The 18,004-nt window shown below is 40.7% G+C and carries 21 protein-coding genes; 4 read left to right on the forward strand and 17 right to left on the reverse strand.

Annotation, left to right across the window (positions count from 1 at the left end; genetic code table 11):
• Nucleotides 1–180 precede the first annotated feature (180 nt).
• The gene (locus B5F18_RS01290) at nucleotides 181–519 is read left to right on the forward strand and encodes a LysM peptidoglycan-binding domain-containing protein (protein ID WP_087155861.1); all 339 of its coding nucleotides are present in this window, start codon (nucleotides 181–183) and stop codon (nucleotides 517–519) included.
• A gap of 211 nt (nucleotides 520–730) precedes the next feature.
• Complete coding sequence (locus B5F18_RS01295; RefSeq protein WP_087155862.1) at nucleotides 731–2,539, forward strand: ABC-F family ATP-binding cassette domain-containing protein; 1,809 nt, start codon at nucleotides 731–733, stop codon at nucleotides 2,537–2,539.
• 37 nt (nucleotides 2,540–2,576) lie between these two features.
• Here the strand turns inward: B5F18_RS01295 and B5F18_RS01300 are convergent, their stop codons facing one another.
• The 6 genes from B5F18_RS01300 to B5F18_RS01325 all read right to left on the reverse strand — a co-directional run bounded on the left by B5F18_RS01300 (nucleotide 2,577) and on the right by B5F18_RS01325 (nucleotide 6,966).
• Entirely contained in the window at nucleotides 2,577–3,110 is a 534-nt protein-coding gene (locus B5F18_RS01300) for a hypothetical protein (protein ID WP_087155863.1), read from the reverse strand.
• 15 nt (nucleotides 3,111–3,125) lie between these two features.
• On the reverse strand, nucleotides 3,126–3,842 hold the full coding sequence (locus tag B5F18_RS01305) for an ATP-binding cassette domain-containing protein (protein WP_087155864.1): 717 nt from the start codon (nucleotides 3,840–3,842) through the stop codon (nucleotides 3,126–3,128).
• Complete coding sequence (locus tag B5F18_RS01310; RefSeq protein WP_087155865.1) at nucleotides 3,823–4,227, reverse strand: GntR family transcriptional regulator; 405 nt, start codon at nucleotides 4,225–4,227, stop codon at nucleotides 3,823–3,825. Before B5F18_RS01310 ends, B5F18_RS01305 begins: the two co-directional genes overlap by 20 nt.
• On the reverse strand, nucleotides 4,224–5,021 hold the full coding sequence (locus B5F18_RS01315) for a hypothetical protein (RefSeq protein WP_087155866.1): 798 nt from the start codon (nucleotides 5,019–5,021) through the stop codon (nucleotides 4,224–4,226). The genes B5F18_RS01310 and B5F18_RS01315 overlap by 4 nt, the downstream gene beginning before the upstream one ends.
• Nucleotides 5,018–5,878, reverse strand: coding sequence for an ABC transporter ATP-binding protein (locus B5F18_RS01320; RefSeq protein WP_087155867.1), 861 nt, complete (start codon nucleotides 5,876–5,878; stop codon nucleotides 5,018–5,020). The genes B5F18_RS01315 and B5F18_RS01320 overlap by 4 nt, the downstream gene beginning before the upstream one ends.
• A gap of 164 nt (nucleotides 5,879–6,042) precedes the next feature.
• Nucleotides 6,043–6,966 (reverse strand): DUF7916 family protein, encoded by a 924-nt coding sequence (locus B5F18_RS01325; protein WP_204217045.1) that lies wholly within the window; start codon nucleotides 6,964–6,966, stop codon nucleotides 6,043–6,045.
• Between the two features lie 212 nt (nucleotides 6,967–7,178).
• Between B5F18_RS01325 and B5F18_RS01330 the strand changes: the two genes are divergently transcribed.
• Nucleotides 7,179–8,240 (forward strand): tyrosine-type recombinase/integrase, encoded by a 1,062-nt coding sequence (locus B5F18_RS01330; RefSeq protein WP_087155868.1) that lies wholly within the window; start codon nucleotides 7,179–7,181, stop codon nucleotides 8,238–8,240.
• Nucleotides 8,241–8,249: 9 nt separating this feature from the next.
• On the opposite strand, the gene B5F18_RS01335 is transcribed toward B5F18_RS01330, so the two are convergent.
• The 3 genes from B5F18_RS01335 to dtd are packed head-to-tail and all read right to left on the reverse strand — an operon-like array spanning nucleotide 8,250 to nucleotide 10,469.
• Nucleotides 8,250–9,374, reverse strand: a complete 1,125-nt coding sequence (locus B5F18_RS01335; RefSeq protein ID WP_087155869.1) for an MGDG synthase family glycosyltransferase — start codon at nucleotides 9,372–9,374, stop codon at nucleotides 8,250–8,252.
• Nucleotides 9,375–9,380: 6 nt separating this feature from the next.
• On the reverse strand, nucleotides 9,381–9,998 hold the full coding sequence (locus B5F18_RS01340) for a glycerol-3-phosphate acyltransferase (protein WP_087155870.1): 618 nt from the start codon (nucleotides 9,996–9,998) through the stop codon (nucleotides 9,381–9,383).
• Between the two features lie 24 nt (nucleotides 9,999–10,022).
• On the reverse strand, nucleotides 10,023–10,469 hold the full coding sequence (gene dtd, locus B5F18_RS01345) for a D-aminoacyl-tRNA deacylase (RefSeq protein ID WP_087155871.1): 447 nt from the start codon (nucleotides 10,467–10,469) through the stop codon (nucleotides 10,023–10,025).
• A 165-nt stretch (nucleotides 10,470–10,634) separates the two neighbouring features.
• Here dtd and B5F18_RS01350 point away from each other — a divergent pair, with 165 nt between their 5' ends.
• Nucleotides 10,635–11,369, forward strand: coding sequence for a tRNA 2-thiocytidine biosynthesis TtcA family protein (locus tag B5F18_RS01350; RefSeq protein WP_087155872.1), 735 nt, complete (start codon nucleotides 10,635–10,637; stop codon nucleotides 11,367–11,369).
• A gap of 62 nt (nucleotides 11,370–11,431) precedes the next feature.
• On the opposite strand, the gene B5F18_RS01355 is transcribed toward B5F18_RS01350, so the two are convergent.
• From B5F18_RS01355 to B5F18_RS01390, 8 genes are read right to left on the reverse strand one after another with little or no spacing between them, the layout of a single operon-like run.
• Nucleotides 11,432–12,076 (reverse strand): cytidylate kinase-like family protein, encoded by a 645-nt coding sequence (locus tag B5F18_RS01355; protein WP_087155873.1) that lies wholly within the window; start codon nucleotides 12,074–12,076, stop codon nucleotides 11,432–11,434.
• Nucleotides 12,077–12,116: 40 nt separating this feature from the next.
• Nucleotides 12,117–13,025: an RluA family pseudouridine synthase gene (locus B5F18_RS01360; protein WP_087155874.1), complete on the reverse strand. Its 909-nt coding sequence runs from the start codon at nucleotides 13,023–13,025 to the stop codon at nucleotides 12,117–12,119.
• Nucleotides 13,025–13,546 (reverse strand): signal peptidase II, encoded by a 522-nt coding sequence (gene lspA, locus B5F18_RS01365; RefSeq protein WP_087155875.1) that lies wholly within the window; start codon nucleotides 13,544–13,546, stop codon nucleotides 13,025–13,027. The genes B5F18_RS01360 and lspA overlap by 1 nt, the downstream gene beginning before the upstream one ends.
• A 21-nt stretch (nucleotides 13,547–13,567) precedes the next feature.
• Entirely contained in the window at nucleotides 13,568–14,323 is a 756-nt protein-coding gene (locus B5F18_RS01370) for a YlmH/Sll1252 family protein (protein WP_087155876.1), read from the reverse strand.
• Nucleotides 14,324–14,337: 14 nt separating this feature from the next.
• Nucleotides 14,338–14,883 (reverse strand): cell division protein SepF, encoded by a 546-nt coding sequence (locus B5F18_RS01375; protein WP_087155877.1) that lies wholly within the window; start codon nucleotides 14,881–14,883, stop codon nucleotides 14,338–14,340.
• Nucleotides 14,884–14,896: 13 nt separating this feature from the next.
• Nucleotides 14,897–15,598: a YggS family pyridoxal phosphate-dependent enzyme gene (locus tag B5F18_RS01380; RefSeq protein WP_087155878.1), complete on the reverse strand. Its 702-nt coding sequence runs from the start codon at nucleotides 15,596–15,598 to the stop codon at nucleotides 14,897–14,899.
• Nucleotides 15,599–15,612: 14 nt separating this feature from the next.
• The gene (locus tag B5F18_RS01385; protein WP_087155879.1) at nucleotides 15,613–17,010 is read right to left on the reverse strand and encodes an HlyD family efflux transporter periplasmic adaptor subunit; all 1,398 of its coding nucleotides are present in this window, start codon (nucleotides 17,008–17,010) and stop codon (nucleotides 15,613–15,615) included.
• Nucleotides 17,007–17,963 carry a TIGR01212 family radical SAM protein gene (locus B5F18_RS01390; RefSeq protein WP_087155880.1) on the reverse strand — a complete coding sequence of 319 codons (957 nt, stop codon included), beginning with the start codon at nucleotides 17,961–17,963 and terminating at the stop codon, nucleotides 17,007–17,009. Before B5F18_RS01390 ends, B5F18_RS01385 begins: the two co-directional genes overlap by 4 nt.
• Nucleotides 17,964–18,004: the final 41 nt, after the last annotated feature.

The raw sequence follows: 18,004 nt of genomic DNA on the forward strand, positions 1-18,004 counted from the left end.
CACCCTGATTTTTATTATTTATATGTTGTAGTTTACCATACGCATAAAAAAAAAGCAAACAAATGTTTAGAAAATATGTTCGAAAAATCCATTGACAAACATTTGTTCGCACTGTATACTGAAAGCAGAAACAAGAACAAATGTTTGGATTCAATTATAAAATATTAGGGGGACATATTTATGAGAAAAAGCAGAAGAAATAAGCAGCGAAGACAAAAGATGATGCTTATCATTGTAACTGCATTTGTGATCGCCGGAACAGGTTTGGGCATTGGAAATCTTTTCGCGAGCGCACACGGCAGCTCACAGGAGTCACCTGTTCTATATAAATATTATACAAGTGTGAAGTTAGAAAAAGGAGATACGCTCTGGGACATCGCAAAAAAGTACGCGCATCCGGATCGAATATCCGTGAAAGACTATGTAAATGAGCTGCGAAAGATGAACAATCTTTCTTCTGATAAAATCTGTGCAGGAGACTACATCACCATTTTCTATTATGACTCCGAATTCAAGTAAAAGCACAGGATTAGCTCTCTTTATGGATTTCCTTGAGTCCCGCATGTAAAACAGCCATAGGGCTCAAGGAAAGAACCAGAATCTCTTCTTCATTCACCTCTGTTTCAGCAGGCAATAAGAATGGCAGTGCAGACTGCGATTTCGTTGACGAGTCGTTAAAAATCCAGTATGATAAGTGTGTTTGAAAAATTGAAAATCAGAGGTATTTGGAATGAATATTTTAAATATTGAACATATCAGTAAAGTATTTGGAGAAAAAACTATTTTTGATGATGCATCCCTTGGTATCCAGGAATCAGAAAAAGTCGGAATCGTGGGAATTAACGGAATGGGCAAGACAACTCTTTTGAAAATGATTGCCGGAGAGGAAACCCCTGACAGTGGACAAATCGTAAAACAAAACGGACTTAAGATCGCTTATCTTCAGCAGAATCCAAATCTCAATACACAGATGTCCATTCTTGAATATGTATCAGAAAGAAATTCAGATGAAAACTGGAAAGTGCAAAGTATCCTGACACAACTTGGGATCACAGATTGGACGCCTTCCTTATCCACTTTATCCGGAGGTCAGAAACGGAAAGTGGAGTTGGCAAAAGTCCTTTCCGGTGATTTTGATGTTCTTTTGCTGGACGAACCTACAAACCATCTGGATGATGCCATGATATCCTGGCTCGAAGAATATCTGAAAGGATTTAAGGGGACTGTGATTATGGTGACACATGACCGATATTTCCTTGATCAGACTACAGATAAGATCATTGAAATCAGTCATGGTAAAATATATGCTTATGAATCCAATTATTCTGGGTTTTTAGAATTAAAAGCCATGAGAGAAGAGATGGAGCTTGCCTCAGAACGAAAACGTCAGAGCATCCTCCGCATGGAACTGGAGTGGGCAAAACGGGGATGCCGTGCAAGGAGCACAAAACAAAGAGCAAGATTGGAGCGGCTGGAGGATTTAAAAAATGCCCAAGCGCCGATCAAGGAGGAAACGGTTGTCCTTGACTCTGTCGAAACACGCATGGGAAAGAAGACGATGGAACTGCATCATATCAGCAAGCGTTACGGCGATAAGATCCTTCTGGATGATTTCAGCTATACGGTATTGAAAAATCAAAGGATCGGAATCATCGGGCCAAACGGCTGCGGAAAATCCACACTCTTAAAAATGATGGCAGGAATGATAGAACCGGATTTGGGAAGTATTGAAGTGGGAGAAACTGTAAAAATCGGTTATTTTGCTCAGGAAGAACAGGATATGGATGACAGGCAGAGAGTGATCGATTACGTGAAAGATATCGGCGAGTATATCACAACAAGCGATGGAAAATTAAGTGCTTCTCAGCTTTTAGAGCGTTTTCTTTTCACACCGGACATGCAGTATGCCCCAATCGGTAAACTCTCCGGAGGAGAAAAACGAAGACTCTATCTCCTTGGAGTGCTGGCACAAAATATCAATCTTTTACTCATTGACGAGGCTGGAAACCATTTGGATATTCCAACACTCACCATTCTGGAAGATTATCTGAACAATTTCCAGGGAATTGTCATTACGGTTTCCCACGACCGTTATTTTCTGGACAATGTAGTGGATAAGATCTTTGAATTTGACGGTCAGGGACACTTGATTCCTTATGAAGGCGGCTACACAGATTATGCAAATGCGAAAAAGAAAAGAGGAGAGGAAACATCTTCTGTTTTTCAAAAAACAGAAGAAAAAGAAAAGAAACATACAGATTACAAAGAATGGAAACATCAAAGCAGAACTGCCAAATTAAAATTTACTTATAAAGAACAAAAAGAATATGAGACGATCGATGATGATATTGCATCTTTGGAACAAATGCTGGAACAGATTGATAACGACATGCAAAAATTTGCCACCAATTCCGTAAAACTCTCCGAGCTGATGAAGGCGAAAGAAGAAACGGAAAGTGCTCTGGAGGAGAAGATGGAGCGATGGGTATATTTAAATGATCTGGCAGAGAAAATAGAAACGGAAAAGAAAACCTCTTAGAAATTCGGGCATCCATGTGACTGGATGCCCGATCAATTTAAGCATGTTCTCTGCGAATCCAAATAGCATCTCTGCAGACATTGAATACCAGGAAGGAAATCGTGATCAAAGCGGCATACAGGACCCCAAACAGAATCTGAGGAATGGCCTTGATAACCAAATACTTCGGCAGCTTTATGGTTACATAACAGCTTAAATATAATATCACTGCAATTCCAAAATAAAGACCGACATATCTAACTAAAAGCAAAGACTTTACCTGATAGTACTCTTTTATGGTCATAGGAAGTGTCCGATATTTCAAGATAAGAGGAATCCTTCTTTTTTCACATTCATTGACTGTAAAAAGAGTACTGCACACCAGACAAACCTCTACTATAATTCCAATGTATATCCACGCATTGAAAAATGGAATCGGTGAAATATGGCTTACCGTGGTTGTCTGCAGTTTGGCTCGTATATCCAATGTACCAACCTGTACTGTAAGATAATATGCTGCCAATGATAAAATACACGAAAAAGTATGGTTTGGCGGATTACAATTTTTCTTTTCCAGATAATAATACTTCATTTCCCATCCCTCCTTCTAAATATCGCGAGAGAGCAAATCTTTGATATGGAACTTATGGAACGGTTCTCCCTTCAAAAGAGCATCCTGCAATGTCTCAATATCATTGTGAATCGTGAGCATTCCGTTTTTCATGATCATGATGTAATCTGCAAGCGTATCCAAGGATTCAGTGATGTGAGAGGATAGCAAAATTCCTGTATCATCATTTAACACATCCTGCAAAATTGCAAAAAATTCTTTCCGGAAAACAGGGTCAAATCCTTCTAACGGCTCATCCATGATCAGAAATTTGGGCTTATGCGCCAAAGAAAAGCAAGTCTGCATTTTCATATATTCCCCTTTAGAAAGCTGATACAATGGTTTTGAAGGAGAAAAATCCATCCGATCCATGAAATAGTAGTACCGCTCCGTGGACCAATTCTTGAAATACCTGCCAAGCCGTTCACCATTTTCAAAAGCGGAGTATTCCATAAAATAGGTGATTTCATCTGAGACCACACCGATTTCATTTTGATAATCTCCTTTGTCATATTTTAATGACATTCCATCCACATTTGCATCTCCCCCAAAATTCATATCCAGACCTGAAAGGCAGCGCAAAAGCGTGCTTTTCCCGGCTCCGTTAAGTCCGATCAAGGCAGTCAGGTAACCGCTTTCAATGGTAAATGAAGTTGGCTGCAGTGTAAATTCTTTATAAGTCTTTGTGATTTTGTCACATCTTAGTTTCGACATCCTCATCCCTTCCTTTCCATAAAATTTCCAAGATCTCCTGCATTTCCTGAAGCGTAAGATTCAATTTTTTTCCTTCTTTCACACAGTGCAGGAGAGAGCGCTCTAAAACAAGCAGTTTTTCTTCTTCCAGTATCCGTTTGTCAAATTCACAGACAAAGAATCCTTTTCCCTGTTTCGAATAGATCAGTTTTTCTTTTTCCAGCTCCTCGTATGCCCGTTTTGTTGTGATCACACTGATGCCAAGCTCCTTTGCAAGACTCCGGATAGAAGGCAGCATATCTCCCGGCAGCAGCTCTTTTTTCAGCAAAGTTTCCTTTAACGAACGGACAATCTGCTCATAGATTGGCATAGAAGAATCCGGATTCAACACAATATTTACACTCATTGTTCTTCCTCCTCACTAGGAAGATAAATTTTCTCGTAGGAGAGCATGCTGGAAAGTACAGAGGAAATACAGTATTTGGCAATAAGTATATTGGCGAGAAAAATCACACCCCAAATGACTGCAAGCAAAGGAGTCCAGGAAATATTCTCCAAATACATCCATCCAAAAAACAAGACTTCCAAAGTTAACAAAAGGAACCAATAAATACTTGAAATTGTCTGTCCTGACTTTTCATCCTCAATATCTCTAGGAGTAGACTTTCTGCGATTTCCCGGATCCGCTTTTAAATTGACATCTATAAAGTAGAAGAGGGCCACCATAACAAATATCAGCGCAGTCCACGTATCCGTGGCAAATGGATATGAAATTCCAATCGCTGCAAGAAAAACAAAGAAAATCACGAGACAAAGCAAAGTCTTTGTCCACAAATACCTTTTCAAATACCGGTATTTAAATTTTCTGTCCACAGGGCAAATATAGAGCACACGAAGAATTCGGATCGGCATTTTCCGAAACACATCCGGCATAACGATACCGAAATTAATACTGAGCGTAAGCAACAGGATTTTGATGATAACAGGATTTTGATTTTGCAATTGATCCCACACATAACCAGGTCCTTTTGTCAATGCGATTTTCATAGTAATATGAGGTATCATATCCTGCGGAATCGCCGCCGAAACCACATTGTAAGAAACAAACGAAAAAAATGTCCATATTAGCAAGGTAAACAAAAGCGTTTTCCAGCTCTTTCTAAAATCTCTTGCTATTTGTTTCCATATCACTTTCGTCATTTGATCACACCACCTTTCTGTAAATAGTAAAGAAATTCTTCCAAAGATGGAATGTGCGATGGAAGAGAAGAGCAGATACCTTTTGTCTTATCTACCATTGCCAGATTTTTATATTCTCCCAAATCCCTGTATATGACCATATCATCAGGCAGAGCCAAAAGTTCTTCTTTTGTTCCATGTACAATACTAAAACGCTCAAAAAGTGATTCCTTATCTTCACAGAAGAGCAATGCACCGTCCTCCATGACAAGGATATAATCACCGATTTTATCCAGATCCGCAGTCAAATGCGTAGAAAATAAGACACTTCTTGTTCCGTCTTCCACAATATCCTGCATATAGGACATCAGTTCCTGGCGAAAAAGCGGATCCAATCCTGCCGACGGCTCATCCATCAAAAAAAGTTTTGCGCCGTGGGAGAGAGCAAAGGCAAGTTGAAATCTGGTCTTTTGTCCTTTGGAAAGTTTTTTGATTTTTCTCCTTGGCTGAATTTGAAAGCGTTCACAAAATTTCAAAAACAATTCATGGTCATACTTTGTATAAAATATTCCAAATGTACGCCCATTGTCCTCTACGGACAGATTTTCTTCGAAAATACATTCATCAAGCACAACACCGATTGCATTTTTAGCTAAATTTTCTTCTTCATCCATGGAATGTCCGTCCACAAAAATCGTTCCCGAATCTTTTTCGTAAAGATTTAGTATGGTCTTGATGAGAGAAGACTTTCCGGTTCCGTTTCTTCCGATCAGCCCGGTAATGTATCCTGGTTCTATGTTAAAACTGATATCCTTTAAAGAAAATTGTCCCAGCTGCTTGTGCAGATGCCGAACTTCTAATAGATGATCGTTTTCCATAACTTTTCCCTTCTTTCTCAACACTTCTTACTGTTCATATGCTGTATATGTTTATATATACAGTATATTTCCGCGGTAATTAATTGTCAATAAAAAATGGCGTTTCATTTTCGATATTTTGAAAATAAAACGCCATTTTTTATTCTATCTTACTTATAAGGTTTTTAGCGATTGACAGATAAGGCCATTCTATGATACGTATGTCTGATTCCACGTATTGCAACGCTGTATGCCATAATATTCTCCGGAAGAGCCATACCGATATATCCGGAATCACCAATATGGTGGATATCTGTTCCCGTCATTTTACACTCCAGTGCAATACGCTTGATAGTCTCCACGTCTGCGCCTTCCTGGGAAGTACCAATAGAAGTGATTGTCAGTTTTCCAAGACTGTGAGCATAGGAGACAAGTTCATGAATGTATGCGGTTGTAATTCCCGGAACAGTCCCAGGTGCCGGCAAAAGAATGATATCCGCGCCTGCCTCGGCAAAAAGACGAATGTCTTCCTTTGTGATAATATTTTCGCCGCCTTCTCCGATCACACCGGAGGCATGCATTTTCCCGGCTGCAAGTGTAATCTTATCGCCAACTCTTTTTGAAATCTCCTGAAGGGAATGTACAATTGCGTCATTGCTGACTCCATTTCCCGGATTTCCTGTCAGCACGATCATATCCACACCCATTTCCTGTGCGAGAGCAGCGTTGTCCGCAGTGGCGCGTCTGCCTTCACTCATAGACCATAAGTCCTGCGCATTTTCGGATACGATGGAGTCGTCCACAGGCTCCAGATTTATGCCGACCAAACATCCGGTAAGACGTTTTACTTCACGGACGGTTTCTTTTTTTTCAACAGAAGGGAGTCCCTGGATAAGAGGGTTTTGTACGTCAAACATATTTAAGAGCACTAGGTCCGCACCCATGGACGCGGCAAATTCTGCATTGGTAACATCGGTCAGTAATGGGTGAGTAATGCCGATTGTTTCGCAGGCCATAACACGGCCTTCACTGCCTGCAATCGCGCTGATGAATTCTTCTTTATTTAAATTCGTCATTTCCGATGCTGTCATATTTAATATACGTTTCATAATGAGTACCTCCAAAATTTAGAAATTCAAACGACATCAGATTCATTATATTGAGAAATAAAAGGTTTCGCAAGCAATTTAGAGCTAAATATAAAGTCAAAATTTTCCAATTGACAAACGTAAGGTGGTATTATATGATATTCTTAACTATTCGGGAAACACAGGTTTTTGGAATAATTAAACACAAATCTCACAGACACGGGAGGTTCTTTATGGAAAAACGAATTACATACCATGAACAGACAGACATGCAAAATACTTTGAAACTTCGTGAAATTGTGAAATCACTTCCTCCATTTGCCTCGGATTTCTTCCGTGCAGTCAGCACAACAACCGCTACAAGCACAAGAATCAAATATGCACTGGACGTAAGGATTTTCTTTCAGTTTTTGATCCGTGAAAATCCGCTCTATAAGGATCACTCCCTACATGATTTTACGCTTGCCGAGCTTGATAAGATCACTGCACTTGACCTGGAGGAATATATTGAGTATTTAAAGGCCTATCAGCCTGAAGGCAATGACGAATACTTTACCAACGGTGAACGGGGCTTAAAACGCAAATTATCGTCTTTGAGGTCCTTTTATGCATATTATTATAAGCATGAAATGATCCAAAACAATCCGACCCTTCTTGTAGATATGCCAAAACTTCACGAAAAAGAAATCATCCGGCTGGAACCTGATGAAGTCGCAAGGCTTTTGGATTACATAGAATCCTGCGCTGATGAGCTTACACCTCATCAAAAAAAGTACTACGAAAAGACTAAATACCGTGACATTGCGATCGTTACTCTTCTGCTCGGAACGGGTGTTCGTGTCTCAGAGTGCGTTGGCCTTGACATTGAGGATATTGATTTTAAAAACAATGGTCTAAAATTGACACGAAAAGGCGGCAATGAAATGATCATCTATTTTGGCCCTGAAGTGGAGAAGGCATTGAAAGACTACATTGAAGTGCGCCGCCAGATCGTCCCTGTTTCCGGGCATGAACACGCCCTCTTCTACTCCACTCAAAGAAAACGCATCGGAGTCAAGGCAGTGGAAAATCTTGTAAAAAAATACTCCATGAAGGTCACAACAGCAAAAAAAATTACTCCTCACAAATTGAGGAGCACTTACGGGACAACCCTTTATCAGGAAACCGGGGATATCTACCTTGTAGCCGATGTACTCGGTCACAAAGATGTCAATACGACCAAAAAGCATTATGCCGCCATCGACGATGCCAGAAGGCGAAGTGCAGCAAAAGCTGTTCAGTTAAGAGAGCCGTAAGGCTCTCTTCTACTTTCCCGTTTTTTCACACTTTTCAAGGATAAATTCAGCAATTTTTTTGTCTGCCATCCCGTCAATGATGTGTTCCTGTGCAGCTGCCATCTGTCTTTTTGCACTTTCACTTCCAAGCAGCTGGACACCTGCCCTTGCCTGACCGGATGTAGTTTTTGCAGTAAGGGCCATTTTATGTTTTACAAAGAAATTTAAATTTTCTGTCTCACAGCCTGGAATCGGATCTGTCAGCACCAACGGGATTTTACTCACAGCAGCCTCTGTGGAGGTAAGTCCTCCGGGTTTTGTATACAGGATATCACAAGCTTTCATAAGGAGAGGAATGTTGTCACTGAACTTGTATATTCTTACTTCTTCCACACCGTGATATTTTTTTGTAAGCCTTTGGAACATTTTTTCATTATTTCCGCATATGACAATTACCAAATCCTTTTTCTGGTTATATTTCCACACACATGCTGTTAATTTTTCAAGTTTTCCTGCCCCCATGCTCCCCGCCATGATCAAATGGATCCTGCGCGAATCAGGCAGTTTCAACTGTTCTCTTGCCTTATTCTTTTCTATATGCTCTGCGAACGCCATATCCACAGGAATTCCTATCGGCACCAGTTTCTCTTCTGGGATTCCCCTGCGGATACATTCCCTCTTCAACTCTTCGTGCGGCAGAATGTAGTAGTCACAGCATGTTTCTTCCCAAAAAGGAATACAGGTGTAGTCTGTCATAACTGCAATTGTAGGCGGCAGCAAAACCCTTTTCTTTTTTAAATACGAAAGTGTCTCTGCAGGATATAGATGAGGCATGATAATTGCATCAAATGAATGATTCTGAAGAAATTCTTTTAAGTATTTTCCCATTTTTGTGTTGGCATAATAAACAGGGGAATGATTTGTTCTTTTACTGACAAACATCCCTACTTTATAGACAGCCCCAAATACATCTGGCGCATTTTTGACAATCTGAATGTACGTATTTCCAACAGTATCAGAAACTTTATTTCCCGCTAATGTTAAATAATCAAATACAACCGCCTCATGTCCCAGCTCTTTTAATCTTTTCCTTAGAGCAAACCCTGCAGCATTATGACCTCCGCCGGTTTTGCACGATAAAATCAAAAAATTCATATTTGTCTAGCTCCTTCTGAAAAGAAAACGAATTTGTCCCTCACCTTTTTCCAATTCTCTTAAAGAATCCATATGCTTTTGGATCACGATCAAAGCGATCAAAAGAATTCCTGGCAGCATATACCGGCTTTTTTCTGACACACCAATGTTGATCGTCCATGCAATGTACGTTACTGCCGTTCTAAGGCAATGTGGCTGAATAATCCATACTATTGAAAATAGGATATACCAAAAAGCAAGAAAAAATGCAAAAGAAACATCAGGAAACAAGCCAAGCAGAACACCAAAAGATACAGCAATCCCTTTTCCTCCCTTTTTTCCCCTGTGAAAAATCGGCCAAGCATGGCCAAGAACAGGCGCTGCAAGAATGACTGGAAAAAGAGGTGAATGCGGGTCAAAAAAATGAACGGCAAAAAATACCGGCAAAAACCCCTTTGCCAGATCGCATAAGAGAACAAGGATGCCGCATCCTGCACCTGCATAAAGGAATGCGTTTGCTGTCCCAGGGTTTCCATCTTTACTCACAGCACAAATATCCACTTTTTTTAATACTTTAGGTATCCAGTATCCGAAAAGAATACTTCCCGACAGATACCCAAATGTTGCAAAAAACAAGCTCTCCATTATTTTTTCCATCTTTTTATTATTTTATAACTCTGCGGAATCAAGAACAATTGTAAAAGGACCATCATTTAACAGCTGTATTTTCATATCTGCTCCAAATCTGCCTCTTTCTACAATCGGAACATACTTCCTGCATTGTTCTATAATATATTCATACATATCATTTGCCATGTCCGGAGCTCCTGCTTTGATAAAGCTTGGCCTATTTCCTTTTTTACAATCCGCATACAATGTGAACTGTGAAATCAGCAAAAGTCCGCCTCCAACGTCAGCTAAAGAAAGATTGGTTTTCCCATTTTCATCCTCAAAAATGCGCAGAGCACACATTTTGCGCACCATTTTATCTGCTGTTTCTTTTGTATCCTCATTGGAGACACCAATGAGAACTACAAACCCTTTTTGAATTTTTCCAAGCACCTCTCCGTCTACGCTTACAGATGCCTGTGTTGTCCTCTGTATTACAAACTTCATACTTCTCAACCTCCATCCAATTCGTTCATCCTTATCTTACCTATTTTACGCCTGTCATGCAAGAATGAATCTGTATAAACCGGAAATTGCACTTGCCATTCTCTCCAAAATAAAGTACTATGGTACGGTGTGAAAATGATCGTTAAGAAAGGATAAGATAGATTTATGAAACTTCAACAACTTCTCAGCTATACAAGAAAGGCCGTAGATGAATACCAGATGATTCAAAAAGGTGACCATATTGCCGTTGGGCTTTCCGGCGGAAAGGACAGCCTTACGCTGCTCTATGCCATGCATGGTTTGCGCAGATTTTATCCGGAATCATTCAAACTCAGCGCAGTCACTGTGGATTTGGGATACGAAAAATTTGACACTGCACCGTTTCAAAAGCTCTGTGATGAGCTTGATGTTCCATACATTGTAGTGAAGACTGATATTGCGCACATCCTCTTCGATGAAAGGAAAGAAAGCAACCCATGCTCCCTTTGCGCTAAGATGAGAAAGGGAGCATTAAACGATGCGATCAAAAAAGCTGGCTGCAATAAAATCGCTTATGGCCACCACAAAGATGATATCGTGGAAACGATGCTGCTCTCCTTGATTTTTGAAGGGCGTTTCCATTCGTTCTCACCGAAAACCTACCTGGACCGCATGGATTTGACAGTAATCCGTCCACTTATGTTTGTCAATGAAATGGATGTCATTGGATTTTGGCACAAATATGATCTGCCGGTGGCAAAGAGCCGTTGTCCGATTGATGGGTTCACAAAACGCCAATATGCAAAAGAGCTGATAAAGAAACTGAATGAAGAGAATCCTGGCGCCAAGGAGCGGATGTTTACTGCGATCTTAAACGGAAACATTGCCGGATGGCCCACCCGCGTGGGGCGAAAAAGATAAAACAGGACGGGAGTTCTTCCACAAACAAGTGGACAACTTCCGTCCTGTCTATTTCATGATTTCTAAATTGTTCGGTTCTTTGCTGTCTCGTGGATTTTTACAAAATCTTTGATCAGCTCCACTGCCCCGTCAATGCCAAGCTTGGAGCTGCTGACTCCCAGATCATAGCTGTCGATCTCACCCCAACGCTTATTTGTATAGTAATTGTAATAGCTTGCGCGCTGTTTATCCGTTTTGTTGATCATATCCTTAGCCTTGGCATCTGTCAGATCATACAGGCGTGCAACCCGCCGGATCCTCGCATCCAAATCTGCATGGACAAACACACTGACACAATTTTTATAATTTTCCAACGCATAATCTGCGCAACGTCCGACCAAGATACAAGGCCCCTCGTTTGCTATTTTTTTGATTGCATCAAACTGTGCCAAGAATACTTTGTGATTGATTGGCATATCCATATAATTGCCAGTAGAATATCCAAGGGAATATGTGTCCATAACCAGCGAATACAGGAAACTGTTTGTCGGTCTCTCATCATGGGCCTCAAAAATCTCCTTGCAAATCCCACTGTCTCTTGCTGCCCGGTTCAACATCTCCTTGTCATACAGTTTTACATTGAATTCTTTTGCCAGTCTTTCGCCAATCTCTTTTCCTCCGCTTCCAAACTGACGCCCGATGGTAATAATTGAGTTCATTTCTGCCATAATCCTCACGCTCCTTTATAAAAAATATTATATTATATTTTTACAACTTTAACAACAAATTTTCAAAATAATCTGGTAAAGGTGCATCAAATTCCATGTATTTTCCTGAGGATGGATGGATGAAACCAAGTATTTTTGCGTGCAGGGTCTGGCCTTGAAGGCCTTTTATGGGACATTTTGCAGGGCCATAGACAGCATCTCCAAGCAGCGGATGATGCAAACTTGCCATGTGAACCCGGATTTGATGGGTGCGCCCGGTCTCAAGGATGCACTTCACGTAGGTAAAGTTGGAAAATCTCTGCAACACCTTGTAGTGTGTAACTGCATCTTTCCCATTTTTGTAATTGATACTCATCTTCTTTCTGTCTGTAGGATGTCTTCCTATCGGGGCATCCACTGTTCCTTCGTCTTCTTTCAGCACTCCATGGACAATGGCATGATATACGCGGTGAATCGAATGATCTTTCAGCTGTTTGGCTAGAATCTGATGGGCAAGATCATTTTTACATACTAAAAGAGACCCCGTGGTATCCATATCAATTCGGTGGACTATCCCGGGCCTTTGCACACCGTTGATCCCTGAAAGGCTGTCCTTACAGTGATACAAAAGCGCGTTGACCAATGTTCCCTGATAATGCCCCGGACATGGATGGACCACCATTCCCTTTGGCTTATTTACGATCAAAATATCTTCATCCTCGTAGAGAATATCAAGCGCAATATCCTCCGGAAGGATGTCCGGCTCCTTTAGCTCTGGGATCTGTACGCAGATTTTATCCCCCTGTGATATTTTATAGTTTGCTTTAATGGGATTTGAGTTTACAAACACATTGCCATCTTTTATCAATTTTTGTATATGAGAACGGGAGAGTGTAGAGAGCTCTCCCGCTAAAAATTTGTCGATTCGCATATCCCCGGCATCTTCTATTGTAAAAAATTCTTCTTTCATTATCTCCTTCTCCTTCCGGTGCGCGAAAACAATCCCTCTAATTCATTATCTTTGTAATAAAACAATACAAGGATCATAAGGGCAAACACAGAAACTGTCACATAGATATCCGCAACATTAAAAATTGGGAAATCTATCAGGGAAAAATAGAAAAAGTCAACTACATAGGACAGATGAAAACGGTCGATCATATTTCCCAGTGCGCCGGATATGATAAAAACACTGCAGATTTTCAGAGGAAGATATCTTTTATCTGCCGGCATCTTCGTATAAAAATAGAGCACGACTAAAATCAGCAGCAGCCCAAATAACAGAAAAAACCACTGTTGGTTCTCAAACAGGCCAAAAGCAGCCCCTCTGTTTTCCAAATATTCCAGCTCAAATACCCCCTGAATAAGAGGAATGGATGGCTTATTCTTTAAATAAATAACAGCCAAATATTTTGTATACTGATCTAATGCAACAGCCAATATAATGGCCAGCAATGTTTTGATGTAAAAAAACGTCCTGTTTTTCTTCATATATTTCCTTTCTGTCCGTATTTAGATATATTTATGTAGCTCCACAAAACACCGTCCTTTTCGTGTCGTTTCCCCGCATTTTGCATAAATAAAACGTCCGAATTTACGCACGGATATGATATCTCCTTCTTTCGGATGGTAGCCGTTGGATGTCACAAGTTTTCCATTCACAAACACACTCCCTCCCTCTATGAGAGCAGAAAGTTTCGTTCGTGAGGATGAGAATGCGAGAGATAAAAGGCTGTCCAGACGCACAGAGGCAACGGTCCCTTTTATCGTCTCAAAAGAGGGTTTATACACAAAGCTTTCTATGGAGACTGGGTTGGCCATTACAGAAGTATGTCGGATTCTGGTCAGATTTTCCGTGATAAAGGCCGCTATTTTTTCGTGAACAAAGACAACTGCCCCATCTTCAAGCGTAAGGATGTCTCCTGTTTTTGACCGCTCAATACCAAGATTCAAAAGGGCACCCAGGTAATCTCTGTGTGTCAGTTTTTCAGCAAATTTTTTCTGCAGAGGACTGATTTTTAGAATCTGAATCGGATAATGGTATTCATAACAAAGAGCATCAGGGAGAAATGCTGCCATCTGACGCTCTGCGTATTCATAACCGCCGAAGAGGGCATAGGTTCCTGACAACTCTCCCTTCGGAATGCTATGTAAAATATTCAATTCATTCAGATTCAGAAAATCGGAAAATGTCACATATCCTCTCTGCCAGGACAAGGCCGACAATTCTATCAGTCGTTTTTGTAATAACATTTCTTCTTTCTGCATAAGATAAAATCATCCTAATATCTGTTTTTTATGGAAGGCACATCAAACGATGTGTTCAACAGGTCCTGGAGATCACCGGAAATATCAACATTGGTCGGAGTGACAAGGAAAATGTAGCTTGATATTTTTTGAAGATGTCCGTCAATTGCATAGGTAGCGCCGCATGTAAAATCAATGATGCGCTGCGCAACTTCCAAATCCATTCCTTCCAAATTTAAAATCACGGTGCGATTGCTAAGAAGTGTTTCTGTAATGTCTTTCGCATCCTCCATATTTGCAGGTTTCATAACACGCACTTCCATACCTGTCGCGCGTTTTGCCGGCTGACGCATCGGTGTCACCTTGTTTCCTGATCCCCCTGCAGATTTGGAAACTTTTGAAGAAGTCCCAAACTCGTCTTCCTCTTCTTTTTCTCTTCCTTTATCTTCTTTCTCTTTTTTGAAGAACGACTTTTTAGGTTTTTCTTCGTATTCCTCTACCTCGTCTTCATCAAAGAATTCATCTTCATATTCATCATCATTCAATTTCATAATATCGAGAAACTTATCTAATACTCCCATCTTAAAAACACTCCTATCTTCTGTTCTTGTATTCTCTCTCCCCAAAAATACCAGTTCCCACGCGCACACATGTAGCGCCTTCTTCAATGGCAACTTCATAGTCATTGGTCATTCCCATTGAGAGAACACCCATATAGACATTATCAAGGTTTTTATTGGCAATGTCAACAGATAATTTCCTTAAATTCGCAAAATGAACCCTGTTTTCCTGAGGATTTTCTACAAAAGGCGCAATTGTCATAAGACCTTTTATGTGAAGATGAGAAAATCGGGAAATCGCCTCTGCGGCCTGTATTGCCTCCTCCGGCATAAAACCAAATTTGCTCTCCTCTTTTGCCATATTGACCTCCAGAAGGATGTCGATTTCAATCCCTCTTTTTTTTGCCTCATGCTCCAGAGCCTCCGCCAGACGCACAGAATCTACAGAGTGTATCAGGCAGGCTTTATCTGCCACATATTTGATCTTATTCCTCTGCAGATGACCAATCATATGCCAGTGAATGTCCTTTGGCAGTTTCTCGCATTTTTCTGCAAGCTCCTGCACTTTGTTTTCCCCAAAATCACGGATTCCACATCCATAGACTTCCTCCAGCATAGGGATTGGTTTTGTTTTGCTCACTGCGATCAGAGTGACATCTTCCCGCTTTCTTCCGGCTCTTTCACATGCTTTTTGAACTTTTTCCTCCACATTTTCCAGATTATCTTTTAATGTCATAACAAACGCCTCCGTCATTGATTTACAATTTCATTTTCTGTCACTGTATTTCCATCCAGCACAATATGGTCGTAATTGGACAGGCCATAACTTCCGATTCCCTCCACAATATAGGAATCCTCATCCTCGCTGAGAATATTGATCTGCTTAAATACCGTGTAGCCGTTGTTGATACTGTATACGCCGTCAAATGTTTTTGTCTCTTTTGGCACATAGTTTTCAGTCAGTGTATCCTCTTTGACAAGTACTGCATCTTTTGGCAGTTCATCCATTGCGATGTAAGCCACATTTTCATCCACATTGTCCGCAAAAATACTGACACTTACATCTTTACTCTCCATCCCGTCTTCTGAAAGGACATGAATCTTGGTGTGGTCTTTATTTAAATAGGAGTACGGAATTACATAAAACTCCTTTTCCACTTTTGCTGATTTTGGGATCTTAAGGCCTTCCTGATCCTCTAAAATGAGCTGCACATCCAGATATCTGTCGGATGCATAACGAATCATGGAATTGTAAAGAGAGACGGTCCCCAAATACTGTCCTTCCTTTTTTTCTATTTTCATAGAAGTGGTGGTAATTGTATTGTCCTTGGAAAAACGAATTTTTACTGTACTTGTATTCTGTTTGTTTTCCCTCTGTTTTTCTAAAAGCGTTTCCGCTGTAGTATCATCCAGACCCAAAACCATACTCCAGTCATCATCTGTGATCAGCTTGTATACCGGATCTCCTCTCGAAACTTTCGTGTTGTTTTTCCTCTCTGCTTTTTTATACTTTGTCCGTTCCAAATCTTTTGGAGTGACATCCTCTGCCTTTAGCCCCTCCATACCATCCGTATAACAAACGAGAATACCATCATCTTCTGTGTACTGCATGGACAGTGACGTATCCCCTGCATCCAGTTTCGTCTGTATTTCAGCTGCATAATTTTTATTTGAGGCGTCCATGATCACAGAATCCACCTGGTCTTTGAGTGAATAAACAGCATCAAACTGTGTTTCCCCAAAAGTCTCTCCGAAACTTTGGAATCGCGACAAAATCTTTCCATACTCCTCATCTGAAAGCATTTCCTTGGAGTCTGTTTCCTCCTCCAGTTTCAATTTTTCCTCTGACAGGGAGTAAACCGGCATTCCTTTTGCAACTTTCGTATTGTCTGTCTGAAAAAAATTCAAGTAACCGTCCTGCGCAGCTGTGACTACAATCTCGTTGCGCAAAACAAGTCCTGTACAAGACTTTTCCTTCAGAATCCTTCCCTCCCGCACTTCATATTCATCTATCTTAGGCGTCGTAAGATAGATGACAGTGACAGCGACAAGATATACAAGAATAATCCCAAAGATCAGCATACCGATATTAAAATACCGGCGTTTGCGGAAAGACCGGATATTTTCTTTCTGAACTGATGTTTTCAATGTGTCTCCTCCTGTCCTAATTTCTTTAATGCAGCTCCACGCAGATAGTGGAATCGTTTTCCCTGATATGAATGATCCTGTCTCATATTTTCCAGCAGTTCATCCTGAAGTTTCCACCAGCTGGTGTTCCAATTGCAAAACACTGCATCTTTTTGCGGAATACGGCTAAAAAGTCTCTCCACGGCAATCCCGGGATCCAGATATTCGAGGAAGGTCTCCACACGTCTTAGGTATTCCTCTTTGGAACATATGGTTATTGTACCATTTTCATAGTATTCACACAATAAAGTGTTTTTTGCAATGTAAAGAGAATGAAGTTTCACTGTATCAATCTGCATGGCGGAAATCACCTTTGCAGTCTCTATACAATCCCGCAGTGTATCACAGGGCAAATTCAAAATAATGTGAACACAGATGGAAAATCCATAAGATTGTATTGTGCGCACTGCATCGATAAATTCTGCAAGACCATGTCCTCTGTTGATAAAATCAAGAGTATGATAGTTTACAGTTTGAAGCCCCAGTTCCACGGTTATCTCCACTCCGTACCTCTTTCTTACATCCTCCAGCACTTGCATGTAAGCCTCTGAAACACAGTCCGGCCTTGTAGAGACCGCTATCTCCACAATATCATCCACCCTGACTGCTTCCTGCACATACTCCCGGAAACGCTCAAGAGAAAGAAAGGTGTTGGTAAAGTTCTGAAAATATGCGATATATTTCTTTGCCTTATACTTTTTTTCAATGTGCTCTTTTGTGGCAAGAAGCTGTTCTTGCACAGAATGGAAGGAGGACATTGCCTCAAAACCTGTCCCGACTTCTGAGCAGAAAGCACAGCCGCTTTCCCCACCCAGCCTGTTCGGGCAGGTGACCGGAAGATTGACAGGAAGTTTATATACTTTTTCTTTATATTTTCTTTTCAGGTAATCTGAATATTTGTAGTAGAATTCCATTTTTCCTCCCTGATGTATATTTTTTCCTCCTTCGGAAATAC

Origin of the sequence: Lachnoclostridium sp. An181 (assembly GCF_002160325.1) — a bacterium.
Taxonomy (GTDB): domain Bacteria; phylum Bacillota; class Clostridia; order Lachnospirales; family Lachnospiraceae; genus An181.